Origin of the sequence: Rothia similimucilaginosa, assembly GCF_029850875.1 — a bacterium.
In the GTDB taxonomy this organism is placed as follows: domain Bacteria; phylum Actinomycetota; class Actinomycetes; order Actinomycetales; family Micrococcaceae; genus Rothia.
In genome coordinates, this window is record NZ_JAOVAM010000001.1 from 256,994 (window position 1) to 283,429 (window position 26,436).

Sequence of the window (26,436 nt, forward strand, 5' to 3'; positions counted from 1 at the left end):
GGTTGTCTCAGAGTATGCTCTCCCACTCTACGCCAGAAACCGGCTCATTGAAAACGTGCGAGAATAAAACCATGACCAAGCCCACTGTGACCCAAAACCTCATGCGGATGCTGGACCTCTCCCCCGTGGAGGCGGCGCCCGCCTCCTTCGGTAGTGATGAAGTGTCTACCGGCGTGACGCTCACCCGCGAGCAGCCGCGTACTTTCGGTGGTCAGGTTCTTGCCCAGTCGATTATTGCCGCCGACCGCACGGTGGAGGGCAAGGACATCCACTCGATTCACGCCTATTTTCTGCGTCCCGGCGATATTGAGCGTGAACTGTTCTTCGCCACTCAGCGCCTGAACGATAGCCGTTCCTTCTCGACCCGCCGCGTGCAGGTGTTCCAGGATGAGGCGCCCATGTTCTCTGCAATTATGTCTTTCCAGGCGGATAGCCGCGGCCCGGAGCACACCGCGGTCACCATGCCGGAGGTTCCGGACCCCGAGTCCCTTCCGAAGGTCAGCGATTATCTGGGCCAGCTCCCCCACCCCATTGCACAGGCGGTAGCGTGGGAACGTCCGATTGATATGCGCCACGTGGATGCGCCCCTGTACACTCAGCCGGATGCCTCCTCGACACAGCCGCGTGCCTGCGTGTGGTTCAAGACCTTTGACCGCCTGGTGCATGCTGATGGTTCTGAGGCGTCGGAGGCGGAGCACCGCGCCGCTATCGCCTACGCTTCGGATTACCTGCCGCTGGAGCCGGCTCTGCGCCGTCACGGCAAGTTCTGGCTGGAGCCGGGCCTCAAGAGCGCCTCGCTAGATCACGCAATGTGGTTCCACCGTTCGGCACGTGCCGATAAGTGGCTACTGTACGTGCTGGATTCCCCGAGCGCGCAGGGCGGCAGGATGCTCGCGCAGGGTTCGATTTTCAATCGTTCCGGTGAGCTGGTGGCGACCGTGGCGCAGGAAATGATGTTCCGCCTGCCGGAATATCGATAAAGCAGAGCACCGCTAGGACTACCGGAAGGCGTCAGGCGAACCTGGCAGAGCATACAGAAAGACCGTGTGAGGTGGTTGTCTCACACGGTCTTTCTTATGTTCTAGTGTACGGTCTAGAAGCCGTTTGGAAGCTCTTATTTAGCTTCGCCGTCAATCACACCGTCCGGGGAAATGTGCACGGTGCTCTTGGTGCGGCGGGAAACAAAGAAGTCACCCACGAATACCAGACCGGTCACCAGAAGACCCAGTGCTGCCATCCATACTGCCGCCACGCCGTAGATTATCGGGAACAGCACCACGAGCAAGCCCAGAATAAGGGTACCAATAGCAGAGAGCTGCAGGTGGCGTCCGGCGGCGTAGCTCAGGTATTTCACGCCCTGGGCAGTCATCAGACGAATCAGCGCCCACATAATCATCCACGTACCCACAATGGTCGGGATGAAGGTTGCCTGTGCACCCACCGAGGCAGTCAGCAGAATCAGGCCAGCCACCACGGTCAAGATGCCGTCAACCAGGTCCCAGCCGGTACGTGCCTGCTTTGGCGTGCCGAAGTAACGTACCAGTTCAAACACGCCACCAAGCCACACCGAAATGGAGAACACATAACCCAGAACTACCAGCGGAATAGCGGGATTGGCGAACATGTAGATTGCCGCTGCAATCAGCAACAGACCGGTAACCAAGGACATCCAGTTATATTTTGAAAGCATAATGCTCTTCTCTTCGTAATCACATGTGTCAGTTGTACTTACGCACATACCCATTATAAACCGTAAATACGAAGTCCGCCACGATATATCGGTCGCCACTGAGCGAACTATTTCTACCGGCGAACACGCGACCCTCCCCTCGCCAGCACATACAGCAGCCAACGCGCGCAGCATCCAGTACACACAGCGCGTACGGCATCCAGCGCATATGGCATCTAGCGGGCACAGCAAAGCCCCGCCTCCCCACGCTTCAACAGCGCAGGAGGCGGGGCTCGCTACCGAACTAAACCCTATCGGGTCAGCTTGCGGTGCACCACGCGGTGCGGCTTGGCGGCCTCGGGGCCGAGGCGCTCAATCTTGTTCTTCTCGTAGGACTCGAAGTTACCCTCGAACCAGTACCACTGATCCGGGTTCTCGTCGGTGCCCTCCCACGCCAGGATGTGGGTTGCCACGCGGTCCAGGAACCAACGGTCGTGAGAGACGACCACGGCGCAGCCGGGGAATTCCAGCAGCGCATTTTCCAGGGATGCGAGGGTCTCAACGTCCAGGTCGTTAGTGGGCTCATCGAGCAGCAGCAGGTTACCACCCTGCTTGAGGGTCAGCGCCAGGTTCAGGCGGTTGCGCTCACCACCGGAGAGCACACCCGCCTTCTTCTGCTGGTCCGGGCCCTTGAAGCCGAACGCGGAAACGTACGCACGCGAAGGCATTTCAACGTTGCCGACCTGGATGTAGTCCAGACCGTCAGAGACGACCTCCCAGAGGCTCTTCTCCGGGTCGATGTTCGCGCGGTTCTGGTCAACGTACGAGATCTTCACGGTCTCGCCGACCTTCAGCTCGCCGCCGTCGAGGGGCTCCAGGCCAACGATGGTCTTGAACAGGGTGGACTTACCCACACCGTTCGGACCAATCACACCCACAATGCCGTTACGGGGCAGGGAGAAGGACAGACCGTTAATCAGGGAACGGCCGTCGAAGCCCTTCTGCAGGTTCTCAGCCTCAATAACGACGTTACCCAGGCGGGGTCCCGGAGGAATCTGAATCTCTTCGAAGTCAAGCTTGCGGGTCTTCTCAGCCTCCGCAGCCATCTCCTCGTAGCGTGCCAGACGAGCCTTTGACTTAGCCTGGCGGCCCTTAGCGTTGGAACGGACCCAGTCCAGTTCCTCGCTCAGGCGCTTAGCGAGCTTAGCGTCCTTCTTGCCTTGAACTTCGAGGCGGGAGCGCTTCTTCTCCAGGTAGGTGGAGTAGTTACCCTCGTAGGGGTACAGGTTACCGCGGTCAACCTCAGCAATCCACTCGGCCACGTGGTCGAGGAAGTAACGGTCGTGGGTAATCGCGATGACCGCACCCTCGTAGGACTGCAGGTGCTGCTCCAGCCAGAGCACGGACTCTGCGTCCAGGTGGTTGGTGGGCTCGTCGAGCAGCAGCAGGTCAGGCTTCTGCAGTAGCAGCTTGCACAGCGCCACGCGGCGGCGCTCACCACCGGAGAGGTGGGTGACGGGCATGTCAGCGGGCGGGCAGCGCAGCGCTTCCATTGCCTGCTCCAGCTGGGAGTCGAGGTCCCAAGCGTTAGCAGCGTCGATAGCTTCCTGCAGCTGACCCATTTCTTCCATGAGGGCGTCGAAGTCAGCGTCGGGCTCAGCCATGAGGGCGGAGATTTCGTTGAAGCGGTCCAGCTTGGACTTGATTTCGCCCACGCCTTCTTCAACGTTGCCCAGAACGGTCTTCTCTTCGTTCAGCGGCGGCTCCTGCATGAGGATGCCCACGCTGTAGCCTGCGGTCAGGCGCGCCTCACCGTTGGAGGGCTGGTCGAGGCCAGCCATGATTTTCAGGATGGTCGACTTACCCGCGCCGTTCGGACCAACCATACCGATCTTGGCGCCGGGGAAGAACGACATCGTCACGTCGTTAAGGATGACCTTGTCACCCACAGTCTTGCGGGCCTTGATCATCTGATAAATAAATTCAGCCATAGTTACCTATTTTAGCGTGAATTCGATTGAGGGTACGAGAGTTTTGGATTACATGCTATGCGGAGTACCACGCAGGCACTATACTCGAAGCTATCACAAGAAGACTTAAAGCAGGAAGCACTGAGCCTAGTGTGTGAAAAGCGGTCCTTAACGGCGGAGCGGGTGAGCACCGGTCCGGACCACCGGCTTACTCACCCGCTTTGCAAAGCACATTCCTATCCGCATTGGGTGGGTCATCAACCACGATGAACGCTCGAACCACCAAGCTCCCATCCCATATATTGCGGGGTTTTGTACCATGCACCACTTGTGTGAATACGTGATAGTTGAGTTGGCTCCCTTGCCAGAGCTTCCTATGGAGAGGAAGCGCTCACATGGGTGCGCTGAATATTTCCCTTGAGTGACTCAACCACATCATACGACATAGCTGAGAGGGGATCGCTGTCTTCGCCCGAACTACCGGCACGGACGAATGTGTGCTCTCGGGAACCATAATAACCTTTTTGCATCAAGGTGTCACTTTCAGGTTGAGGTATTCCACCGGTTCCCGTTGAGCACATTTCAGGTGCTTTATAGTGCCGACCCCATATATCCAGCCAGGACAAAACACCCGCGGACTATAACCCCTGAAAAATCAAGGAGGGGCCACCCTAAACCTTCCCTATATCACTCCATCTGGGCTAATACCCACCTAAAGCAATATGCAGAAAAGTTAGTGCAGCCCCTCACTGTTTGAGATAAAAATGAGATAGAACCCTACTCAGGGCGATAACCGGTGGAGTTTATCCGTAGTTCTCCCGAGTAACCGGTTACTCGCCGAACTCCACCTTCTCGAAGCTCATGGTGCCATCAGCGTGAGAGACAACAGTATTGGGGTCACGCTCACGACGAGCCGCCGCGTACGCATCATGGCTTGCCTCATCAACCCAGCGGGTCACCACAAAGTAGTCGCCACCCTCATCCAGGGGGCGCCAGAGCTCAAACCCCTCAAAGCCGGGGAAAGAGTCAGCAATGTGGCGGGCAGCAGCAAAGCGCTTCTCCAGCTCAGCGCGGTTGTCGCCAACGACAGTCAAACGGTGAACCTTAACAACGGACATATGTCCTCCTTCTGTTGAGTACGTACTTTCAACAATGAAAGCGGGTTACAACCTCGCGCCAGCTATAGGTAGACTATGCTCTTAGCGAGGTTAACCTCAGCATAACGGTTCATGGACACAAAAAATAGGGGTTAGCACCAACTAACAGTTATATGACGCTAACCCCCGTTCAGAGAATCACAAGGCACTCACGAGCACCCGTTCAGCTTAGGATTCCGGCTGAGTCTGCACGGTATCAGTCTGTGCTGTCTGAGCCACGATATCAGTCTGAGCCACACCATCAGCCTGAGGTGCGGGGTTCTTCTTCGCCTTCTTCTGAGCAGCCTTCGCCTGGTTCGCAAAATGCACCCCACGCTCAGCCAAGAAGCGGCGGTCCTTCTTATCCCACTGCTCCACCGGGTACGCCTCCAACAGGTCGGGGCGGCGCTCCAGGGTGCGCTCAATCTGACGGTCACGACGCCAACGCGCAATCGCACCGTGATTACCCGATAGCAGCACCTCCGGCACCTCACGGTTACGCCACACGGCGGGCTTCGTGTACACCGGATACTCCAGCAGACCACCCGTATGCGACTCCTCCTCCAGGGAGGCGGGGTTACCCATCGCACCCGGAATCAGGCGGGTGATAGCCTCAATCATTGCCATGACTGCAACCTCACCACCGTAGAGCACGTAGTCGCCCAGGGAAACGGGCATCACGCGGAAGCTCTCCTGCGCCCAGTCCAGCACGCGCTCGTCAATGCCCTCGTAGCGCGCCGGGGCGAAGACGATATGCTTCTCCTCCGCCAGCTTGTACGCCATTGCCTGATCAAAAACGGCACCCGCCGGGGACGGGACAATCAGTAGCGGGCGGGTATCAGCCTCGGGCCCAGCACCCTCAGACTTAGCACCCTCAGGAGCATCTTCGGTAACGTTCAGCGGGGAGGCGGCAAGCACCTCATCCAGCGCCAAGCCCCACGGCTCCGCCTTCATCACCATGCCCGCACCACCGCCATACGGGGTGTCATCCACCGTGCGGTGACGGTCAAAGGTGTGCTCACGCAAATCGTGCAGGTGCAGGTCCACCAGGCCCTTCTCGCGCGCCTTACCCAGCAGGGACAGCTTCAGCGGCTCCAGGTACTCGGGGAAAATCGTGACCACATCGTAGCGCACGGACTACTCCCCCGCCTGCTCGGTCGAATGCTCAGTCACCTGGGCAGAATCCTCAACCAGGTCAATCAAACCCGCCGGAGGAGTCAGCAGTACAAAGCCGGGCTCATTCTCGGTCGAGGGAACCACCTCGGGCACAATCTCCTCAACAAAAGGAATCATGATCTCTTCACCCGCACCGGATGCAAGACGCGGCGAACGAGCCAGCTTAATCAGCAGCAAATCCTGAACCGGCATGGTCTGCAGACCGGTCACCTTACCCAGCGGCTTGCCCACAGCCGGGTTATCCACGGGGCTCTCACCCTCGGGAACGTCCGCCAGCAGGTACACGGGCAGGTTCACCAGCTCCTGCTCGTAGAAGCCCTCTTCATCGCCCTCATCCTCGGGAACCTCGTAGACCAGGCGGCTACCGCGCAGCTCCTCAGCCTGGTTGCGGGTAGTCACCTCATCAAAACGGACCACCAGAATCTTCTTGTTCCAGCGGGCACCGGCAACCGTCAGCTCACCGGTAGGCGCCACCGAAGCGGCAGCAGAGCCGGGCTTGAAATTCTCGATACCGAGCACCTCACCGCGGGCAAAACGCTCCTGCGGGGCATCAGTAAAGAGCTGAACCGTCACCTCACCACGAATACCGTGAGGCTTACCGATACGAGCCACCACAACCTGCATAATTTTCCTCCGCTGGATACAAGTTAAAACCTACGCCGTGCGCGTACACGGCTCCCACTATTCTACCGGGCACTTAGGACGGGCGCATTCTGCCGCCTCTCCCTCGCCTCCACGGTGACCGGGGCGAGCGCTCGTACAGATAACTCACAGCAATAACTCGCGCAGAGAAAACGGGTACGCAAAAGCCCCCGCCTTCCGGAATAATTCCGGGAGCGGGGGCTTCAAGCGTTTACGAGCTAGCGTCGCTTTTTGTCGGTGTCGATAATGTCGATACGCATCGGCTCGCCATCAGATATCGCGTCCATCACCAGACGGATGCTCTTGGCGGTACGACCGGACCTGCCGATAACTCGGCCCAGGTCATCCGGATGCACGCGAACCTCAAGGGTTTCACGGTGACGCTGGGTGCGCAGGCGCACCTTTACGTCCTCCGGACGATCGACAATCCCTCGAACCAGGTGTTCGAGTGCATCAGCCAACATAATTACTCAGCTGCTTCCTCAGCCTCAGCCTCGGGTGCTGCTTCTTCAGCAGCCTCTTCAGCCTTCTCAGCCTTGGGGGTGATAGCCTCGGGCAGGATCACGGAACCCTTTTCGGGAACAACGAACTCAGCCTTAGCTTCAACGGGCAGAACCTTGGACTCTGCCTTCTCGCCCTTGAATGCAGCCCAGTCGCCCGAGAGCTTCAGCAGAGCCAGAACCTGCTCGGTCGGCTGTGCGCCGACGGAGAGCCAGTACTGAGCACGCTCAGAGTTGATCTCGATACGCGAGGGGTGCTCGGTCGGGTGGTAAATACCGATCTCTTCGATGGTCTTACCATCGCGCTTGACGCGCGAATCAGCGATCACGACGCGGTAACGAGGATCGCGGATCTTACCCATACGCTTGAGACGAATCTTAACAGCCACTTTAGTGGTTACTCCTGTTTCATAATATTGGTGCGAGGCACACGGTTCAGCACCCGTGGGGCGGGCCGTTCACGGCACCTCTATGGACACAACAGCGCGCGAAGAGAGGGGTCGCGCGTCGCCGGGTACTCAGCTAGGGTATCAGAGCCCAAGATTTTAAGCTAGCGCCACGGAAAAATAATTGCTCAAGGCACCGAACATCACTTTTAAACAGCGTTCTGTGCCCGGTGATGCACCCGTGATGTGCCCGGTCATTAGGCTGTTACTCGGCTCAGATAGCTATGCCCGGCGAGCCGCAGCATAGCCGCCACTAGTCAAGGTTGCTCATCTCCAGGGTCTCCCCCGTCTCTAGAGCGCGGTAGCACTCACGCAGACGCTCCACCATCGACGGACGCACGTAGCCATCTAGGTTCTCCGGAGCAACCCACTCGTAGGTCACCAGCTCAGCATCCTGCAGGGTAATCTTCGTATCCGCTGCTATCACGCCGCCGTCATACATGTAGTAGGTCGAATCGCCCCACACGCCCAACGCCAGGCCGTGGAAAATCAGCAACACACGACCCAGCTTCACACCCAGGCCCAGCTCCTCCGTAATCTCACGCTCACAACCGGGCTTGGGCGCCTCGCCTGCCTCCACGGTACCGCCGGGAAGAATCCAGCCGTCCTTATAGTTCGGCTTCACCAGCAGCATCTCGCCACGCTCATTACGAATCAGCGCGCCCGCCGCCAAACGGCGCGTGGGCAAGGTGGCGATAAAAGCCTTCAGCTCTTCATTGCTCAGATAGGAATCCTTCATGGCTTCTTTCCTTTAGCGTTCGGTTTTCTTCGCAGTACGCTGCCTGATGCTACGCACTATACCCAGGGCACGCTCGCGCAGTCCAGAGGGTGCCTGCTCCGTGGACGGGGTAGCATCCTCCACCGTGCGGTAGTGCCCCTCACGCAAATCATCAATCAGAGTGCGCTTCTTGGTCGAGCGCTCACCGCTCCCGCTAACACCCGGATGCACCAGCTCAGCGTCCGCCACCGTGTGGGCATGCTTCTTCGTCTGAGTACGTTCAAAAGAACGCAGCACAGTGGGAATCAGCGCAGATTCCACGGTGGCATTCAGAGCAAAGAGCGCTGCGGCCACCGAGCACTTACGGCTCGCCTTACCCTGAGCGCGACGGCGGCGTGCCACATTCGCCAGGATCAAGGCGATAGCGCTCTGAGCCGTCACATCAATACTGAGGGCAATGCCCACGCGGCGGGTCTTGGCACGAATCTGCTCCGGAGTCAGACGCTTGCAGCGCGAACGTGGTACAAGGCTCTGCACGAAGGAACCCTGCGGTGCGGAGCTCTGAGATGCACTCATCTGCGGGGCATTCGGCTCATTTCTTTCACTCACCACAGCGTTCTTCTGAGGCACGAGCCCAGCAGAACCCTCGAAATCCTGCTGACTCACCATCACCTCCTGCGATACGATGCCATACCCCTCATCCACCGCGGAGTCAGCCTCATGCAGGGCGCTGTCAAGAGTCAGGTAGCCTTCTTCAGTCTCCACAAAAGAGTCCGACTCAGAACCTTCCGGGGAACCCAGGTGGGTGTACTCGTAAGGAATATGAGCGTTATTGATAGCGTCCGTCCACTCGGCAAGAGTCACGCGGCGGCCAGTCGCCACGAGGCGGTAGCTACGATCCAGCGGCGAGGTGTAGCCGCCCGGGTAAGGTGCGACCTCCTCATCCTCCTCAGAGAACGTACCTTTAGACACATCGGCAGTTTCAGCCGCATCTGCAGGCTGCGTGAAGCCCTCATCCTCATTGCCGAAGACGCGCGCCGTACTAATCGACGCCACATCAAAACCGGTGGTCGGCACCAGCGCCAGCTCCGTGGGAACACCCAGCAGCTGCAGCACCGACTCCAACGCTAAGGTATTGCTCGTATCGCGCAGGTACGCATTCAGGCGGCGACTGGTAATGGAGTCAACCTCCACACCAAACATCGCCATGACATTAGCGATACCCTGCTCGATTTCCTCCTCCTCGGAACCGAAAATCTTCGAACCCGACAGCTCCGGGGCGCTACCGGGAAGCTCCGAAAGCAGGTCCTCCAACACACCGCCAAAACGTGCGATTTCCTCACGACTGAGAGCACGGTTCAGGCGCTTAGGGACACGCTGCCAGGTGAACTCCTCCACGATATTCTCGTAGGGTTCGCCGAACGCCTCCAGGTACCACTCCTCATCCGAGTAGGGTTCACGGGCAGGCTCCTCATAGACCACCAGGTGCTGCTGGTTCGCGTTGCCCTCAGCAATCAGGGCGTTACAGTTCAGCAGGCCCAGCAGGCCCATCAGATCCACCGGATCGGCAGAAATGAGGGTCCACTCCCCCGCCGGCGCGGCAACAACCTGCCGGGTACCAGCAGGAAGGTACGCCAAAAGAAGCCCCGTAATCATGTCAATGGGCAGGTCAATGAGCATGGCGGCGTCGCCGTCCACCAGGAACTCCAACTCACCCTGTCCATTGGGCAGTTCCTCCCACACGGTCGCCTCACCCTCAAGGGCGGCACCGGTAACCGGCAGCTGATCCACCAGCTGCGCCACGTAATCCTCAACCGGAGTACCCACGTGCAGGTGGCCGTCAGCGACCTCCAGCACATTCATGTAACCTTCATCATCCACGGCGCACAGCACGTAGAGCTGTACCTGATGCTCGCCCACCTCGTAGGCAATCAGTTCCGGGGAGGCGGCGGTCGCTTCAATGAGGGCGACAATCAGCTCCTCATCGGTGGTGGAGCGAGCCATGATGCGGCGGCGCTGAATGTTCTCCTCCAGCTCCATGGTCTGCTCGATGCGCTCATTGCGCTGCTTCTTAGCGGTTCGCTCCTCATTCTGGGCGCGCAGGTACTCTGGGTTATCCGATTCGCCGGTTCCGGCGGGTGCGGGGGCGTCGTCCCACATGCCGGTGAGCTTATCGACGGTCCACTCTTCGCTCTCCAGGGCGGCGGCTAGGCGGTCAACCTTCGTGCGGTCGTTCCAGGTGCGCTGCTTATCGTGGTCTTCCGCCTTCACCTCATCGTGTATGCTGCGGGCTTCACGAATGAGGTTCATGATGGTTGCGGCAACGTCGTCAACGGCGGGGTCTTCGCTCTCGCTGGAGTAGATGAGGTCGCCCGTCAGTTCGGCGGAGTGCTCCCCGTACTCGAGGGCGATACGCGCCCAGACGGGGGTGTACCCGGGAAGGATGCTCGAACCATCGTCGAAGCCATCCGCAAAGTCCTTTGAAAAGTCACCTGAAAGGTCGTCTTCACTGCCCTCTGCGGGAGCATCGGAGAAGCCCAGCGAGCCCTCCTCAGCTACAGGCTCAGCTGCAGACTCAACTGCAGATTCGCCGGCGGGGTCCTCTACAGCGTCATCAGCGAAGGCGCGCTGAGACCACGGCATGACCTGCTCATCCAGCTGATCATCCGCGTTCTCTCGATTCCAATTCTGCTCGTTCTGAGCCATTGATACCTTCCCTTCACACACCCGTTCATATACCCAACCCGGGCACCATACCGGTACGGGTGCGCCCCGTCACCACGTGCGCACCCGTACCACCCCTTACCGGGGCTCATATTTGCTCTTACTGCAGGAACTTCTCGAAGCCCTTCGGCAAGTTCATGCTGGACAGATCCATCTCCTGGCTCTGAGCCTGCTGACCGAATGCAGCACCGGCGCGGGCCTGCTGTGCCTTAGCTGCTGCCGCCTCCTGAGCCGCACGCTTCTGCGGGTTGCCGGAGCGAGCCTTCTTCTTCTTGTTGTTCTTCGCGTTCTTACGAGCGCCACCGGCTGCAGCCGCCATACCGGGCATCTGCATACCACCGGGCATGCCGGGCATCTTGCCCGAAGCAAGCTTCTTCATCATCTTCTGAGCCTGAGCGAAACGCTCCATCAGCTGGTTCACCTCAGACACGGTTACACCCGCACCCTTAGCAATACGGGCACGGCGAGACCCGTTAATGATGCGCGGAGCCACACGCTCGTGCGGGGTCATGGAGCGAACAATCGCCTCCACGCGGTCAATTTCGCGCTCGTCAAAAGCCTCAAGCTGCTGACGCATCTGAGCCGCACCGGGCATCATCATAAGCAGTTTCTTCATGGAACCGAGCTTACGAATCTGCTGCATCTGAGCCAGGAAGTCCTCAAACGTGAAGTCCTCCTGATCGATGAACTTCTTCGCCATGCGGTCGGCTTCAGCCTTATCCCACTGAGCTTCAGCCTGCTCAATCAGAGTCAGGATGTCACCCATATCCAGGATGCGGCTTGCCATACGGTCCGGGTGGAACTGCTCGAAGTCAGTGACGTTCTCACCGGTGGACGCGAACATAATCGGCTTGCCGGTAACCGAAGCCACCGACAGTGCCGCACCACCGCGGGCATCACCATCAAGCTTAGAGAGGACCACGCCGGTGAAGTCCACCCCCTCGTTGAAGGCGTTAGCAGTGTTCACGGCGTCCTGACCAATCATCGCATCGATGACGAACAGAACTTCGTGCGGCTCAATAGCGTCACGGATATTACGTGCCTGCTGCATGAGCTCAGCGTCAACACCCAGACGACCCGCGGTATCGACGATGACCACATCGTGCAGCTTAGCGCGAGCCTCAGCTACGCCGTCACGCGCCACCTGCACGGGGTCGCCGGTGGGTACGTCAAACTCGCTGGTCACACCGGGGTGCGGCGCGTACACGGGCACGCCCGCGCGCTCGCCGACGACCTTCAGCTGAGTCACCGCGTTGGGGCGCTGCAGGTCGGATGCAATCAGCATCGGGGTGTGGCCCTGGCCCTTCAGCCAGTGAGCCAGTTTGCCAGCCAAGGTGGTCTTACCAGCACCCTGCAGACCCGCCAGCATAATGATGGTCGGGCCGCTCTTCGCCATGTTGATGCGGCGGGTAGAGCCGCCGAGAATATTCACCAGCTCCTCGTTCACAATCTTGACGATCTGCTGGGAGGGGTTCAGCGCCTCGGAAACTTCCGCACCGAGAGCGCGTTCCTTCACGTGGGCGGTGAATTCGCGGACCACGGGGACAGCGACGTCAGCGTCGAGCAGGGCGCGGCGGATTTCGCGGACGGTTGCATCAATGTCTGCCTCGGAGAGGCGGCCCTTGCCGCGCAGGTTCTTAAAAGTTGCCGTCAAGCGGTCTGAGAGAGAATTGAACACGAGCCGTGATCACTTTCTTAACGTTGAGGTGGCCCCCAGCCGCGAAGGCGAACGGGGATGGTTAGTCAGTCTTTAAGGATACAGGATGAGCGCTTTCTCCCCCGCCTCCACCTGTGGATAAGCTCCACCGGTTCACCCTCAGCTCAGGATTTAGACCGAGGGGCGCCTCTAGCCAAGGCATATCAGAAGCACGGCAAATACCTTCAACAGACGCTCCGCACCCCGTAGTACCCTCAACATGTCAGATGAATTAGATTTTCTAGGCAGCCTGGGTTAGAATTCTAAAGGTGTTACGCACTAGTGCGTGATACGCCCGAGTGGCGGAATTGGCAGACGCGCCTGACTCAAAATCAGGTTCTTCGGAGTGTGGGTTCGAGTCCCACCTCGGGCACTCATACTGAAGCGGCGGGAAAGTTTAAAACTTTCCCGCCGCTTTTTCTATACCTGTGCATGCCCATACCTTCGCATAGCCAGCCGAAGGTAAACACCCGTAAGCATAAGAAACCTCCGCCCAGCCATAATAGTTCACGACCGGGCGGAGATTTCTATACATCGGGCAGTATGTTCCGGGAACTAATCCGAGCTACCCCTCAAAAATTCACTCAGAAAGAGTTAGCGGCTTAGCGCTTGACCTCGTTCTCCTCGTAAGGACGCAGGTCCTCACGCTCCCCCTCAGCACCGGAGACGCGGTGTACCTGCACCATGTTGGTGGTACCTGCGTGGCCTGCAGGAGCACCAGCAGCAACGACGACCAGGTCGCCAGCTTCTGCCAGACCATTCTCAAGCAGGTACTCATCCACGTAGTGGAACATATCTTCCTGGTTGGTAATCATCTCAACCTGCTCAGCGTCAACACCCCACAGCATGGACAGGAAGGAGCGAACCTTCGAGCTGGTGGTGAACGCAACAATCGGAGTCTCGGGGCGCAGACGTGCCAGACGACGTGCCGAGTCACCGGACTGGGTGAAGGTTACGATGAGCTTTGCATCCAGCTGGTCTGCGATGTTCACTGCTGCACGGGTGATTGCACCACCGCGGGTTCGGGGCTTGCGGTCCAACTCAGGTACGCGGTACAGGCCGTCCTTTTCGGTGTCCTTGACGATTGCAGCCATTGCCTGCAGGGTCAGAATCGGGTACTTACCGACCGAGGTCTCACCGGAGAGCATAACGGCGTCTGCACCGTCGAGGATTGCGTTAGCGCAGTCAGAAACCTCTGCACGGGTGGGAACGGGGTTGTCGGTCATGGACTCGAGCACCTGGGTTGCCACGATGACGGGCTTTGCCCAGCGGCGTGCCATGTCAATAGCCTTCTTCTGGACGAGGGGAACCTCAGAGAAGGGTAGCTCAACACCGAGGTCACCACGAGCGACCATAATGCCGTCGAACTTGTCAATGATGTCCTGCAGGTTCTCAACTGCCTGGGGCTTCTCAATCTTTGCGATAACGGGCACGCGGATGCCCTCTTCGTCCATGATCTTGTGGACGGGGTCAACGTCTGCACCGGTACGAACGAAAGAGAGTGCAATAATGTCTGCACCCATCTTCAGTGCGAAGCGCAGGTCGTCTGCGTCCTTCTCGGTCAGCGCGGGCAGGGAGACTGCTGCGCCGGGCAGGTTAATACCCTTGTTGTTAGAGATGGGGCCGCCGACAATCACGCGGGTGCGAACGGTGGTGGGGGTGACCTCAATTGCTTCGAGGCGAATCTTGCCGTCATCGAGCAGGAGCTTGTCACCGAGCTTTACGTCGCCGGGCAGGCCCTTGTAAGTGGTGCCGCAGATTTCTGCGGTACCTTCAACGTCTTCGGAGGTGATGGTAAAATCTGCACCGGGCTCAAGGTATTCCTTACCGTTGGCGAAACGCTCGAGGCGAATCTTGGGGCCCTGCAGGTCGGCGAGGATTGCAACATCCTTACCGAGCTTTGCGGATTCTTCACGGATAGTGTTGTAACGCCCCTGGTGCTCGGCGTGGTCACCGTGGCTCATGTTCAGACGGGCGACGTTCAGGCCAGCCTTGATTGCCTCGGAAATCTTCTCGGGGGATTCGATTGCCGGACCGATGGTTGCAACGATTTTTGCGCGCCTCATGTACCTAACCTTTGTGTATTGTTTTGCGTGACCTCTAGGGTTCACGCTGATTTTCCAGGGAAGACTAACGTCAAAATTCCCAACTATTCCCACGTGCTCTAACAGGTCACCACGTGCCAGATGCGTGGGGTTCCTTCTTAATTATAGGCGTTTTGGCTCTAGTTGGGTATGCCTCACCCAACTCTTTCCACTTGAAGAATAGTGTTTCACATCGCATTTTATTTACCCCTCCCCACTGGACACACCAGAGGGAGCCAACCGTCACCCCATTCACCCTCATTCCCCGGAAAGTAGATTAGGGTACTTTTTACTCATGCATAGCCCCTACTGCACAATATTTAGTTACATTCGAGAACGTTCGAGCATATTTCAAAAACATAGAGACACTCAGACTGGGCTATGAGAAAATAGATAGGGCATCCAAGAGCTAGGCGATTTCACATTTTCGCGCGCCTAGCCTATATTGGAACCCATAATTAGTATTTGAAATGCGAAATATATCTGGAAGGTTCACAGATGACTACTCGCGTGCTGATTATCTTCGGCTCCACCTACGGCTACACCGAACAGTACGCCACCTGGTTGGCAGAAGATTTGCGTGCACTCCCGCAGGCTCCCGAAGTTGAGACTGTCCCCGCTTCCAAGGTCACCCCCGAGCAGGCAGAGGCATTCGACGCTTTCGTAATTGCCGGCAGCGACTACGGTGGATTCCTCAACGGGGCACCGGCACTTCGCAAGAAGATTCTGCCGATTATTGCACCCAAGAAGAACCGCACCGCATTCTTCACCGTCTCTTTCACCGGTGAATACTCCAAGAAGCTGCTGGACAAGGCCGTCGCCAAGAGCTACACGCCTGAACTCACCGAAGGTCGCCCCGTCTACCACCTGCGTGGCGGTATCGACTTCGACAAGATTTCACTGGCTCATAAGACCGCACTGAAGGGCCCGGTACGCGCATGGCTCATGGCGAACCCGCACCCCAACGAAGGTATTCAGCAGATGCTCGAATGCTACAAGACCGGCAAGGCTGAGTACATCGACCGCGAGACTCTCAAGCCGCTGATTGAGGACATCGCGAAGTTCCTCTAAATCCTTCAGGATTCACTAGCTTTCGTTGACCCCCACCCGCCCCTCTCGGATAGGCACGGTAAGAAGCCGAGAGGTCGGGCGGGGCTCACCGAGATAAACGTGCCAACAGGCACCATAGCGTGGTCGATGACTCTTCATCTCTCCTGCATCGGCCATGTAACTCCGGATGCTGGATGCGAGGCCGCACCCCAACAGTAGCCGGACGCTGAGGGGGTGGGTCTTTGTGTGTGCGGCCCACCCCCCCTTCCTTCGCGCTCCAAGAGGTATTCCCTCAGGCCAATCACACCGCGCTAGACACCTCCGACAGACACCTCGACAGACAGTCGCCCGATAGTGCGGTCCGCACAGTAATGAACACACGAACCGGTGCCACCTCCCCCGCTTTTACCACAACTCTGAGCGGTATTTCCACAACCCGGAGCTCCGCACAGGGTCTGGCGGCTGGTCAGGGCCTGGCATCCGGTCAAGCGCTGGCGCAAGGCCGCTCCTTCTAGATTCCTTCCGGCGGAACCCTCGGCATGGACGTCTCCTCACACCAGCAGAACGTGAACTGGGTGAGTGCCTACGCCGTAGATTCCCGCTTTGCCTACGCGAAAGCGACCGAGAGCACCTACTACACCAACCCCTACTTTGCTCAGCAGTACAACGGCTCGGCGCAGTTCGGCACTCTGCCGCTGCACCTGGCAAGCTACTCGACCGTGGTCGATGCAATTCCGGCGGGTTGGAGCAGCTACAGCATGTGGCAGTTCACCAACTCCGGCCCGTTCGTGGGTGACTCGAACTTTTTCCTCGGCACCGTGAATGATCTGAAGGCTCTGGCGAAGAACCCCAACGCGGTGCACCGCAACTGGGTGAACGGCCAGGACCGCGCAGCGTGGAATCTACCAAAGAGCGCGTCAGGTACTAAACGGCGTGGAATCTACTCAACGATAAAACGCACATATAAGAACGAGAGGCACCTGGCAGAGGTGCCCCTCGTTCTTTCGCTACGGGACGCATCTTTTGAACAACACAAAAATCAAGATGTGCTCTGTAGCGGGTGGGGTACCGAGTGAGTAGAGAACTCGGCTATATTACCCGTGCCTGCAGATAAATTTATGTCGAGGCAGTGCGCCGCCGCAAAGCGTTGGTGCGGTATCGTCCAAGAATTTCGGATTAGTGTGGCGGACATAGTCCCCATTGACTATGTCCGTGGGGCCCACACTAATCTTTCTGAGACCTCTTCCGCAGGTATCTTAGAGGGGTGCCTGGCCGGAAGTAAGGACTCAATGGTGAATAACGGCACGGTACGAAGATGCTGAAATTCACCCGGGTATAACGTTCTGGGAGAAGGAATCTATATCTAGGAGGCCGAAACCTTCACACGTTACATCCCGATACATCAAGGGTATGCGCAGGGGCGTTCGAAACCTATCTTTTAGGCAAATATTACACTTCAACCAGTGATTAAATGTTTACAATGTAAGTATGTATTTTAAGGTCAATAGACGTCAAATAAGGTACTCTAATGAACTAATTTGGTGGGAATTTTGAGATATTCTCCGATATTTTCAAAATAAATTCCCGTACATATTACGTTTATGAACATAGTACTCACACAGATTTTCAGCCCCTTACGATAACGGCTCTCAAAAACCCGGCACTAAAACATCTAGCTAAAAACACTAGGACGCACCCCGCGTCGTATGCACGGCAGAAAGAGTACCCCTACTCCCCCGCCACACGGGATGCGCCCTAGACGTTATAACCATCGAAACTACCGGCAGGACCCCAGCCGAGTGAGACCTTGAAGCCCTACCGAGGACCTGGAATCATCCGCCAGCTTAGAGGCTGGTGAAGTCCAGAACCATACGGCCGGTAATCTTACCTGCCGCCATTTCCTCGAAGACAGCCGGTGCTTCGTCAACCTCACGCAGCTGAACCACCGGAACCACGATGCCGTCAGCACCGAACTGGAACGCCTCCGCCAGATCCTGACGGGTGCCCACCAGGGAGCCCACCACGCGGATGCCATCCAGAATAATCTTCACAATGGACAGCTCCATCATCTCCGAGGGCAGGCCAACAGCAACCACAGAACCGCCCGCACGAACCGACTCGACAGCCTGGTTGAACGCGACCTTCGACACTGCGGTCACCACAGCAGCGTGAGCGCCACCGCCGGTCAGCTCACGAATACGAGCCGGAACATCCTCAACCTTACGGCCGTTGATGACGTGGTCAGCGCCGGTCTCACGAGCCAGAGCCAACTTGTCATCGTTGATGTCAACAGCGATAACCTTAGCGCCGAAAACCTTCTTAGCGTACTGAACAGCCAGGTTACCCAGACCGCCAGCACCGTAAGCAACCAGCCACTCGCCGGGGCGAACCAGCGACTCCTTAATCGCCTTGTAGGTGGTCACACCGGCGCAGGTAATCGAGCTTGCCTGCGCCGGGTCAAGACCCTCGGGAACCTTCACAGCGTAATCAGCGGTCACCAGGGTGTACTCGCTCATGCCGCCATCAACCGAGTAGCCTGCATTCTTCACCGAACGACACAGGGTCTCACGGCCCGAGGTGCAGTACTCACAGTGACCGCAGCCCTCGAAGAACCAAGCCACCGACACGCGGTCGCCTTCCTTCAGGGACTCAACACCCTCGCCTACCTTGACAACACGACCGATACCCTCGTGGCCCAGAATACGACCCGGAACCTCACCGAAATCGCCGGAAGCCACATGCAGGTCAGTGTGGCACACACCCGAGTACTCAATTTTCACAAGCGCCTGGCCGTGACCGACAGCCGGAACGGGAACCTCACGGACAACAACCGAACCGTCAACCTTCTCAGGGACGACAACAGCCTTCATGGTTTCCTTGCACATGACCTAAACTCCTTAGTCATTGGTGGCCGCGCTCAAGCCGCAATTTGCGCTGTACAACCTAACGGGGTGGGCGCGCGTATTCTTTACATTTCCACCGTAAAATGATGAGCCGCCAATCTAAAGGTTTACCCCCGAATATGACAGAGGGGTTACTTAGTGGTCGGCACGCGAGCGAGGATAAGCTTTCGATAAGGTCTATTCCTACCAATGCACTAAACCGCCAAAGGTTTATATGACGCTATGACGAAGTGACACAGAAGATGAGAATGCTTCCTAAACCAGAGGCCTGGGAAGCATTTAGAAAAAAATTTAAATATTAAGTTTGAGGCGCATACCACCCTAAAGAAAGGGTTCAATCTGCACCTATACAATCCCTACAGGCTCATAGCCGCTCATAGCCACCGTCTAGAAGCAGAATACAACCCTAATAGCCTGCACCGCCGCGCTCACCCGGACCATTCGGAGCGTTCAACGCCTAGCCCAGATCCATGAACCTACTACCGCTGCCAGCGCCACCGTCAGCCAGCTGCACCGGCAGTCGCAGTACTCACTAGCTTCTGGGTGCAAGTGCTCGAAAAATCAATCACCGAACCATCAGCAGTCGGCGGCGTGACAGGGCAGATGAAGCATCGGCAAGTACAGCAAACCCGCCGTGCGGAGTGCACCTCCACACGGCGGGTTCAATCAAGATGAAATTTAGACGAAAGCTAGAAGACGAAAGCTAGGAGCCCTTCCTCGAAGACTCAGAAGAGTCAGAATCCTCGGCGGACTCTACCCTCTCGGATGCCTTCTTCTCAGCGTCCTCTGCAGACTCATCTGCGGCAGGCTTCAGAACGAACTCCGCAGGAGCTGGCTCAATACCCGCAGCAGCCTTCGCCGCCGCACGACGACCAGCCACCACAAAACCAGTAGCACCCAGCAGAACCAGCAGCAGAGCAGTCCACACGTGAATACGAACACCCCAGAGCATCTCCGAGGTATCAATACGCAGGAACATCTCAATGAAGAGGCGCCCTATACCGTAGTAGAGCACGTACAGCCACAGGGTCTGCCCCAGCTTCAGCACGCCCTTACGGCCCAGCCACAGCAACAAAGCCACACCCAGCAGGTTCCACAACGACTCGTACAGAAATGTCGGATGGAACAGCGTACCCGCCGGATACTGGGGCGGGAAATTACTGCTCGACGCGCTAATCTCCAAGCCCCACGGCAGAGTCGTCGGCTTGCCGAACAGTTCCTGGTTGAACCAGTTACCCCAGCGGCCAAACGCCTGAGCCAGCAGTATACCCGGCGCTACCGCATCCGCAAAAGCCGGGAAATTAATCCCGTAGCGGCGGCAACCATACCAAGCACCCAATGCGCCAACCGACACGGCACCCATGATGCCGATGCCGCCCTCCCAAATCTTCAGGAAAGCCCACGGATCAGCAACATTCGGACCGAAATAGCTACCCGGGTCAGTAATCAGCACGTGGTAGGCGCGAGCACCAATAATGCCCGCCGGAATAGCCCACATCGCCACGTCAAAAACGCGTTCAGGGGTGCCACCCGCCGCCTTCCAACGGCGAGCGCCCAGCCACAAGCACACCGCCATACCCGCAAGAATACACAGGGCATAGAAATGCACACGGAACGGGCCCAGCTGCAGGTACGAAACGCTCGGGGAGGGAATCGAAGCCAGCACGTTAGCTACCGGCACGCTCGCCAGAGAGAGTACATCAGACATTAGCCTTCACACCCCGCCAGCTCACGGGTCAGCTTAGCCACCGCATCAACACCGCCAGAAGCCAAAGCCTTCACCAGTGCGGTACCGACAATCACGCCGTCCGCATACGCACCAATCTCCTCGACGTGAGCGCGAGTCGAAACACCCAGGCCCACGCACGCACGAGGCGCACCGGCAGCCTTAATGTCTGCAACCAGGGTACGAGCCGCCTCCGACACGGAGGTGCGGGCACCAGTCACACCCATCACCGACACGGCGTATACGAAGCCGCTCGACGCCTTCGCAATAGTCGCCAGACGCTCCGGCGAAGAAGAAAGAGCCGCCAAGAATATACGATCCAGACCGTACTCGTCAGAAGCCTCAAACCACGCCGACGCCTCATCAGGCACCAAATCCGGGGTGATCATACCCGCGCCACCGGCAGCTACCAAATCACGCGCAAAATTCTTCACACCGTACGCCAGAACCGGGTTCCAGTAAGTCATCACTACAACCACCGCGTCGGTCGCCTCGGTAATACGGCGGACCGCCTCAAACAGATGAGGAAGCTTGAAACCGTTCTCCAGCGCCACGCCAGTCGCCTTCTGAATCACCGGGCCATCCATGACCGGATCAGAATAAGGCACGCCCAGCTCAATAATGTCCGCGCCGTTATTGCCCAAAGCAATCGCCGCGTCAATCGACTCATCCAGGGTCGGGAAGCCCACCGGCAGGTAGCCAATCAGCGCCGCGCGGCCCTGCTTCTCACACTCAGTCAGACGAGCTGCCAGCGGCGAATCGGGGTTAGAAGTCGGGAACGTACCGTCCAACACCTCAAAGGGGGCAGCATGCGAAATAGCGTCCTGGTAGCTCATTACTTAGCCTCACTTTCAGCCTGTGCGTTCTGTGCAGTGGATGCGGCAGCTTCCTTATTACCGGTCATCAGGGTTGAAGAGGGAATCGCCTTACCCAGGCCGAACCACTTCAGGGCGGTCTCCATGTCCTTATCGCCACGACCGGACAGGCAGACAATCATCGTCTTCTCGCGTGCGGCTTCCGGGTCCTCCGCAGCCCAACGCTGGCACACGCGCAGCGCGCCCGCCAGAGCGTGCGAGGATTCAATCGCCGGGATAATACCCTCAGTACGGCACAGCAGGCTCAGGGCATCCATCGCCTCGGTGTCAGTCACCGGCTCGTAGGTCACGCGACCAATATCAGACAGGTAAGAGTGTTCCGGACCCACACCAGGGTAATCCAAACCAGCCGAAATCGAGTGGGACTCAATAGTCTGACCGTCTTCATCCTGCATCAGGTAGGTCATCGCGCCGTGCAGCATGCCCGGGCGTCCCAGAGTAATAGTCGCCGCGTGACGGCCCGTCTCCACGCCGTCGCCACCAGCCTCAAAACCGTAAATCTCAACCGACGAATCGTCCAAGAACGCGTGGAACAGGCCAATCGCGTTCGAACCGCCACCCACGCAGGCAGCAATACCATCGGGCAGGCGGCCGGTCTCAACCAGAATCTGCTCGCGGGCCTCCTCACCGATAGCGTCGTGGAAGAAACGCACCATCGCCGGGAACGGATGCGCACCAGCAGCAGTACCCAGCAGATAGTGGGTGTTTTCAACGTTCGAAACCCAATCGCGCAGCGCCTCATTAATGGCATCCTTGAGAGTGCGGGAACCGTTCTGAACCGCAATCACCTTCGCACCCAGTAGCTGCATACGGGCCACATTCAGCGACTGACGCTCAGTATCTTCCTCACCCATGTAGACCACGCACTCCATGCCGAAGAGCGCAGCCGCAGTAGCAGTCGCAACACCGTGCTGACCCGCGCCAGTCTCCGCAATCAGACGGGTCTTACCCATACGCTTAGCCAGCAGAGCCTGACCCAGCACGTTATTAATCTTATGGCTACCGGTGTGGTTCAGGTCCTCACGCTTGAGGAACACACGCGCACCAGCATGCTCAGAGAACTTCGGAACCTCCGTCAGCAGCGACGGACGGTTCGAATACTCAGCAGAAAGACGCTGGAACTCAGCAATAAACTCGGGGTCGTTCTTCGCCTCGTTAAAGGTTGCCTCCAGCTCATCCATGGCGGCAATCAGCGACTCGGGCATCCACCGCCCGCCGTACTCACCAAAATAGGGGCCGGGGGCATTCTTCAACGACTCGCCGTTGAGGAAAGCATCTGCCAGGTTCTCGCTCATCACTATTCCTTCCCTGGATGGTTGCCGCCGGATGCGCACCGCGGGTAGGGCGGGGCATCAGGCCTGATCACAGCGAAACACCACGCCAACCGCGAATAGGTGCGCGGTGTTCGCACATATCCCCCTATAGTACCCGGGCACGGGCAGTGAACAGTACCTTGAGGTTCACATGACCATTCCTAGGACATGTGACGTTCGCCGGGGTGGGTGCGCCCGCGGGTATGGGCGGCTCGCATTGGAAGGTCTAAACGCTGGGAAGGGGTGGCGCAGGACCGGGCAAGGGCGGCGAGCTACAGCAGCTCGCGCAGCTCCTCCATCTGCTGGGAAAGCACCGTCGACACGCCACCGCGCATCGACACCCCGTACAGGGTCTCCGCAATCTGCATCGTGCGCTTCTGATGCGTCACCACAATCAGCTGCGAACGCTCCCCCAGCTCACCAATCACCTGCAGCAGGCGCGAGAGGTTGCGGTCATCTAGCGCCGCCTCAACCTCATCCAGGGCGTAGAACGGCGACGGGCGAGACATATAAATCGCAATCAGCAACGCCAGCGACGCGAGCGAACGCTCACCGCCGGACAGCAGCGACAGGCGCTTGACCTTCTTACCCGCCGGGCGCGCGTGAATCTCCACACCCGAGTTCAACGGATCGGAGGGGTCGTCCAGCTCCAGGTGGCCCTCGCCTCCCGGGAACAGGGTCTCAAAGATGCGGCGGTAGTGGGTGTTGATGTCATCCATAGCGGCGGTGAACACCTCCGCAATGTGGCTACTGACCTCGTCCATGACCGTGTTCAGGTCGCGGCGGGTCGCCTTCAAATCCTCAATCTGCTGATTCAGGTAGGCGTGGCGTTCCGAAAGCGCCTCGTACTCCTCCAACGCCAGCGGGTTAATGGCGCCCAGCGCATCCAGTTCGGCGCGGGTCGCCTTGAGGCGAGCGCGGACGCTCTCGGTGGAGGCTTCGGCAGTCTCTGATGCCGTCTCGGTAGCAGTATTTTCGGGGGCGGAATTTTCGGAAGCCTCCTCTGCGGGCACGTCAACCGGCAGCTGCTCGGAGTACTCCTCCTCCAGCTGCTCCAGGGTCAAACCGGTCACCAGGCGGGCACGCTCAGCCAGCGCCTGTACGCGCTCCTGCACGCGCGCCGCCTCCGTCTGGGTGCGCGCCAGCAGGGTCAGCGCCGCCGCGTGCGCCGCCTGCAGGTCCTGCACCTCATCATTCGTGCTGGTCAGGCCCTCCTGGGCGTTCTTCAGGGCACCGCTCAGCTCGTGCAGCTGCTGCTCGCGCTCGCTCACCTGCTCGGCAAGTACCTCACCCAGACGCTGGGCGCGGCGCTCAATTGTTGCAGCAGGAGCCTGCTCCCCCGTGCCCGCCAGGTAGGAATCCTCGCGGGTACGCGCCGACTCGTAGGCGGTGCGCGCTTCGGCTACGGACTCCTCCGCGGCGGTGAGGCGCTCGTTCAGGCGGGCACGCTCATTCTGAATGTTCTGCGCGGAGGCTTCCAGGGACTCCGCCTGGGCGCGGGCGCGGGCATGCTCGGCGCTCGCCACGCCCGCCGCCTTCGCTGCCTCGCGTTCTGCTTCGACCGCCGATTCTGCCGCGGTCTGAGCCTGCTGAACGGACTGCTCGGCTTCGTCCAGTTCCGCGCGGGTGCGGGTCACGACCTGGGAGGCGGCGCGGTATGCGGCGGCAAGTTCCAGGGGGCTGGCGCCCTCAGCCGGGTAGAGCAGGCTGTAGCGGGTGTGCTCGGTGCCTGCGGGGTCAAAAATACGCCACATAGTGCGCTGACCTGCGAGGGGATTCTCTGCGAGCAGGTGCAGGGCGTGCTCTGCGGAGGCGGCGTCCGGCGCGAACAGCACACCCGCCAGGCGCTCACCCAGCGCCGCGGTGACGCGTGCCAGGGCGTGCTCGTCGATACCGGCGAGCGCGGCGGCGTCCTCGCTGAGCGGTTCAATCATCTCGGTTGCGGGGCGGATACCCAGCTCACGCAGCTCAGCGGCGCAGGATTCGGGCAGTTCTGTTGAAAGTTCCTTCGCGGCAGATTCGCCGCTTTCTTCACCCTTATTACCGCGCAGCTGCGATACCTCGGCGCCCTCAACCGGCACGCTCAACGCCGCGGTTGCCAGCGAGGTCAGTGCCGCAGATGCCGCGCGCGCATACTCGGGGTTAATCTGCACGGCATCCAGCACACGCAGCAGGCTCGCGCCCTCGCTCGCAGAATCCATGAGCTCACCAGTCTCAGGGTCGAACAACGCCTCGGCAGATTCAGTGCCCAGCTCGGCGGGTACTTCCCCCAGGCTCTGACCCAGCGCCTCACGCAGAGTTGCTGCACGCTCAGCCGCCGCCGCGTAGGCGCGGGTCGCCTCCACCGCAGCGGCGCGGGCGGTATCGAGCTGAGCCTGCGCGCGGGAACGAGACTGCGCTGCCTCACCCGAGACACGCTCAGTCTGCGCCACCTCAGATGCCGCCTTCTCAACGGTCTTCAGTGCCGCATCGTAGCGCTCTTCAAAGCTAGAGTAGATTTCAACTGCGCGTTCTGCCTCTTCGCGGCGTTCCTCCAGCAGTTCCAGGGTACGTTCGTATCCGGCGCGGGCGGCGGCGGTTGCCTCGGTCAGCTCCACGCGGTAGGTGCGCACACGTTCGGCGGCGATGGACTGCACGGTGCGCACGCGCGCGGCGGACTCGCGCAGGGTCGACACGGCCTTCTGGCAAGCGGTGACCTCAGCGTTCAGACGGTTCTGCTCCTGCTGATGCTTCGCGGATGCGGCACGCGCCGCCTCCAGCTGTTCTTTCAGGGTTTCGGTGCGACGGGTACCTTCAGACTCGGAGGCGAGAGCCTGCGCTTGCTCAGCCTGCAGAACACCCAGCTGACGCGCCAAAAGTACCGCCTCCAGCTGGCGGATGCGCGCCTGCAGCTGACGCGCGGTCGCGGCGGATTCCGCCTGCTCGCTCAGCGGCTGCAGCTGCGAATCCAGCTCGGCCACCAGGTCGCTCAGGCGGGTAACGTTCGATGCCACAGACTCCAGCTTGCGGCTGGTCTTTTCCTGGCGGCGGCGGTACTTGACCACGCCTGCCGCCTGCTCAATCATGTCGCGGCGCTGCTGGGCGGTAGCGTGCAGAACCGCATCCAGCTGCCCCTGCCCGACGAGCACGTGCATCTGCTGACCCAGACCCGCCTCCGAGAGCAGGTCCTGAATATCGGCAAGACGCGCCGGGGAACCGTTAATCTCGTACTCGCTGCCACCTGAGCGGAACATGGTGCGCGAAATCTGCACCCGGTCAGCGGGAATGCTGAGGGTGCCGTCGGAATTATCGAAAGTCAGGGTGACTTTGGCCCGACCCAGGGGCGCACGCTGGGCCCCGTCGCCCGAACCAGCCTCGCCGGAGCCCGCGAAAATGACGTCCTTCATGCTGCCACCACGTAGGCTCTTAGCGCCCTGCTCTCCCATCACCCAGGCGAGCGCATCCAACACATTGGACTTACCGGAGCCGTTGGGTCCGACCACCGCGTTAATGCCGGAGGTAAACTCAAAAGTGGTGGCGGAGGCGAAAGACTTGAACCCGCGCAGGGTCAGCGACATCAGGTGCACAAGGGGCCTTTCTGCAAAAGAACTGGTGTGTGCCAGGCACGTTTTGTGGTGCCTGGCGGCATCCCTCTAGTGTACGCGGTGCGGCGGGCTGGCGGCGTTAGCGTGCACCGGGTGATGGGGAGTCAAAGTTCGTCATTGTGCATCATCTTACGCGCGGGGTGAACGGGGGCGTCCATATTGGGTCTACGGATACGGGTCCGCTCGACCGGTGCGGTATGTTGGAATGAGCATCGCGAATTCTG

General features: G+C 59.1%; 19 protein-coding genes and 1 tRNA gene. 4 read left to right on the forward strand and 16 right to left on the reverse strand.

All coding sequences use genetic code 11. The features are described 5' to 3' along the window. Positions 1–71: 71 nt before the first annotated feature. Complete coding sequence (locus tag QFX05_RS00990) at positions 72–980, forward strand: acyl-CoA thioesterase (RefSeq protein WP_279740160.1); 909 nt, start codon at positions 72–74, stop codon at positions 978–980. Positions 981–1,114: 134 nt separating this feature from the next. Here QFX05_RS00990 and QFX05_RS00995 read toward each other — a convergent pair whose 3' ends face one another. From QFX05_RS00995 to ffh, 10 genes are all read right to left on the reverse strand, one after another. Beyond that, complete coding sequence (locus QFX05_RS00995) at positions 1,115–1,690, reverse strand: HdeD family acid-resistance protein (RefSeq protein WP_135007788.1); 576 nt, start codon at positions 1,688–1,690, stop codon at positions 1,115–1,117. Between the two features lie 290 nt (positions 1,691–1,980). Further along, on the reverse strand, positions 1,981–3,660 hold the full coding sequence (gene ettA, locus QFX05_RS01000; protein ID WP_070831151.1) for an energy-dependent translational throttle protein EttA: 1,680 nt from the start codon (positions 3,658–3,660) through the stop codon (positions 1,981–1,983). A gap of 809 nt (positions 3,661–4,469) precedes the next feature. Beyond that, positions 4,470–4,757, reverse strand: a complete 288-nt coding sequence (locus QFX05_RS01005) for an antibiotic biosynthesis monooxygenase family protein (protein WP_279740163.1) — start codon at positions 4,755–4,757, stop codon at positions 4,470–4,472. A 207-nt stretch (positions 4,758–4,964) separates the two neighbouring features. Then, positions 4,965–5,909, reverse strand: a complete 945-nt coding sequence (gene trmD, locus QFX05_RS01010) for a tRNA (guanosine(37)-N1)-methyltransferase TrmD (protein ID WP_279740164.1) — start codon at positions 5,907–5,909, stop codon at positions 4,965–4,967. 3 nt (positions 5,910–5,912) lie between these two features. Further along, the gene (gene rimM / locus QFX05_RS01015; RefSeq protein WP_279740166.1) at positions 5,913–6,575 is read right to left on the reverse strand and encodes a ribosome maturation factor RimM; all 663 of its coding nucleotides are present in this window, start codon (positions 6,573–6,575) and stop codon (positions 5,913–5,915) included. A gap of 236 nt (positions 6,576–6,811) precedes the next feature. Next, the gene (locus QFX05_RS01020; RefSeq protein ID WP_005505691.1) at positions 6,812–7,057 is read right to left on the reverse strand and encodes an RNA-binding protein; all 246 of its coding nucleotides are present in this window, start codon (positions 7,055–7,057) and stop codon (positions 6,812–6,814) included. Between the two features lie 2 nt (positions 7,058–7,059). Then, entirely contained in the window at positions 7,060–7,482 is a 423-nt protein-coding gene (gene rpsP, locus QFX05_RS01025; RefSeq protein WP_005505689.1) for a 30S ribosomal protein S16, read from the reverse strand. A gap of 310 nt (positions 7,483–7,792) precedes the next feature. Then, positions 7,793–8,278 (reverse strand): NUDIX hydrolase, encoded by a 486-nt coding sequence (locus tag QFX05_RS01030; protein ID WP_279740169.1) that lies wholly within the window; start codon positions 8,276–8,278, stop codon positions 7,793–7,795. Between the two features lie 12 nt (positions 8,279–8,290). Further along, a complete protein-coding gene (locus QFX05_RS01035; RefSeq protein ID WP_279740171.1) occupies positions 8,291–10,963 on the reverse strand; it encodes a YqhG/Tai3 family protein in 2,673 nt (890 codons plus the stop codon). A 118-nt stretch (positions 10,964–11,081) separates the two neighbouring features. Continuing rightward, positions 11,082–12,659, reverse strand: a complete 1,578-nt coding sequence (ffh, locus tag QFX05_RS01040) for a signal recognition particle protein (protein ID WP_279740173.1) — start codon at positions 12,657–12,659, stop codon at positions 11,082–11,084. Between the two features lie 311 nt (positions 12,660–12,970). Between ffh and QFX05_RS01045 the strand changes: the two genes are divergently transcribed. Next, positions 12,971–13,050, forward strand: a tRNA-Leu gene (locus tag QFX05_RS01045). A gap of 229 nt (positions 13,051–13,279) precedes the next feature. On the opposite strand, the gene pyk is transcribed toward QFX05_RS01045, so the two are convergent. Next, positions 13,280–14,743, reverse strand: a complete 1,464-nt coding sequence (gene pyk / locus QFX05_RS01050) for a pyruvate kinase (protein ID WP_279740175.1) — start codon at positions 14,741–14,743, stop codon at positions 13,280–13,282. Positions 14,744–15,259: 516 nt separating this feature from the next. On the opposite strand from pyk, the gene QFX05_RS01055 reads away from it, so the two are divergent. Both QFX05_RS01055 and QFX05_RS01060 read left to right on the forward strand, forming a co-directional pair. Beyond that, a complete protein-coding gene (locus QFX05_RS01055) occupies positions 15,260–15,832 on the forward strand; it encodes a flavodoxin domain-containing protein (protein ID WP_049354549.1) in 573 nt (190 codons plus the stop codon). A gap of 518 nt (positions 15,833–16,350) precedes the next feature. Continuing rightward, the gene (locus QFX05_RS01060) at positions 16,351–16,887 is read left to right on the forward strand and encodes a GH25 family lysozyme (RefSeq protein WP_279740180.1); all 537 of its coding nucleotides are present in this window, start codon (positions 16,351–16,353) and stop codon (positions 16,885–16,887) included. A gap of 768 nt (positions 16,888–17,655) precedes the next feature. On the opposite strand, the gene adhP is transcribed toward QFX05_RS01060, so the two are convergent. The 5 genes from adhP to QFX05_RS01085 form a co-directional block, all read right to left on the reverse strand. Beyond that, a complete protein-coding gene (gene adhP, locus QFX05_RS01065) occupies positions 17,656–18,696 on the reverse strand; it encodes an alcohol dehydrogenase AdhP (protein WP_279740182.1) in 1,041 nt (346 codons plus the stop codon). A 721-nt stretch (positions 18,697–19,417) separates the two neighbouring features. Continuing rightward, positions 19,418–20,422 (reverse strand): prolipoprotein diacylglyceryl transferase, encoded by a 1,005-nt coding sequence (lgt, locus tag QFX05_RS01070; RefSeq protein WP_279740184.1) that lies wholly within the window; start codon positions 20,420–20,422, stop codon positions 19,418–19,420. Beyond that, positions 20,422–21,276 carry a tryptophan synthase subunit alpha gene (gene trpA / locus QFX05_RS01075; RefSeq protein WP_279740185.1) on the reverse strand — a complete coding sequence of 285 codons (855 nt, stop codon included), beginning with the start codon at positions 21,274–21,276 and terminating at the stop codon, positions 20,422–20,424. Before trpA ends, lgt begins: the two co-directional genes overlap by 1 nt. Then, positions 21,276–22,610, reverse strand: a complete 1,335-nt coding sequence (trpB, locus tag QFX05_RS01080) for a tryptophan synthase subunit beta (RefSeq protein WP_279740187.1) — start codon at positions 22,608–22,610, stop codon at positions 21,276–21,278. The genes trpA and trpB overlap by 1 nt, the downstream gene beginning before the upstream one ends. Positions 22,611–22,900: 290 nt before the next feature. Then, entirely contained in the window at positions 22,901–26,185 is a 3,285-nt protein-coding gene (locus QFX05_RS01085; RefSeq protein ID WP_279740364.1) for a chromosome segregation SMC family protein, read from the reverse strand. Positions 26,186–26,436 lie beyond the last annotated feature (251 nt).

Bases quoted from the DNA above. Each gene is read 5' to 3' on its own strand.
- QFX05_RS00990 (WP_279740160.1), top strand. From the start codon at position 72: ATGACCAAGCCCACTGTGACCCAAAACCTCATGCGGATGCTGGACCTC.
- QFX05_RS00995 (WP_135007788.1), bottom strand. From the start codon at position 1,690: ATGCTTTCAAAATATAACTGGATGTCCTTGGTTACCGGTCTGTTGCTG.
- ettA (WP_070831151.1), bottom strand. From the start codon at position 3,660: ATGGCTGAATTTATTTATCAGATGATCAAGGCCCGCAAGACTGTGGGT.
- QFX05_RS01005 (WP_279740163.1), bottom strand. From the start codon at position 4,757: ATGTCCGTTGTTAAGGTTCACCGTTTGACTGTCGTTGGCGACAACCGC.
- rimM (WP_279740166.1), bottom strand. From the start codon at position 6,575: ATGCAGGTTGTGGTGGCTCGTATCGGTAAGCCTCACGGTATTCGTGGT.
- QFX05_RS01020 (WP_005505691.1), bottom strand. From the start codon at position 7,057: ATGTTGGCTGATGCACTCGAACACCTGGTTCGAGGGATTGTCGATCGT.
- QFX05_RS01030 (WP_279740169.1), bottom strand. From the start codon at position 8,278: ATGAAGGATTCCTATCTGAGCAATGAAGAGCTGAAGGCTTTTATCGCC.
- QFX05_RS01035 (WP_279740171.1), bottom strand. From the start codon at position 10,963: ATGGCTCAGAACGAGCAGAATTGGAATCGAGAGAACGCGGATGATCAG.
- pyk (WP_279740175.1), bottom strand. From the start codon at position 14,743: ATGAGGCGCGCAAAAATCGTTGCAACCATCGGTCCGGCAATCGAATCC.
- QFX05_RS01055 (WP_049354549.1), top strand. From the start codon at position 15,260: ATGACTACTCGCGTGCTGATTATCTTCGGCTCCACCTACGGCTACACC.
- QFX05_RS01060 (WP_279740180.1), top strand. From the start codon at position 16,351: ATGGACGTCTCCTCACACCAGCAGAACGTGAACTGGGTGAGTGCCTAC.
- adhP (WP_279740182.1), bottom strand. From the start codon at position 18,696: ATGTGCAAGGAAACCATGAAGGCTGTTGTCGTCCCTGAGAAGGTTGAC.
- lgt (WP_279740184.1), bottom strand. From the start codon at position 20,422: ATGTCTGATGTACTCTCTCTGGCGAGCGTGCCGGTAGCTAACGTGCTG.
- trpA (WP_279740185.1), bottom strand. From the start codon at position 21,276: ATGAGCTACCAGGACGCTATTTCGCATGCTGCCCCCTTTGAGGTGTTG.
- trpB (WP_279740187.1), bottom strand. From the start codon at position 22,610: ATGAGCGAGAACCTGGCAGATGCTTTCCTCAACGGCGAGTCGTTGAAG.
- QFX05_RS01085 (WP_279740364.1), bottom strand. From the start codon at position 26,185: ATGTCGCTGACCCTGCGCGGGTTCAAGTCTTTCGCCTCCGCCACCACT.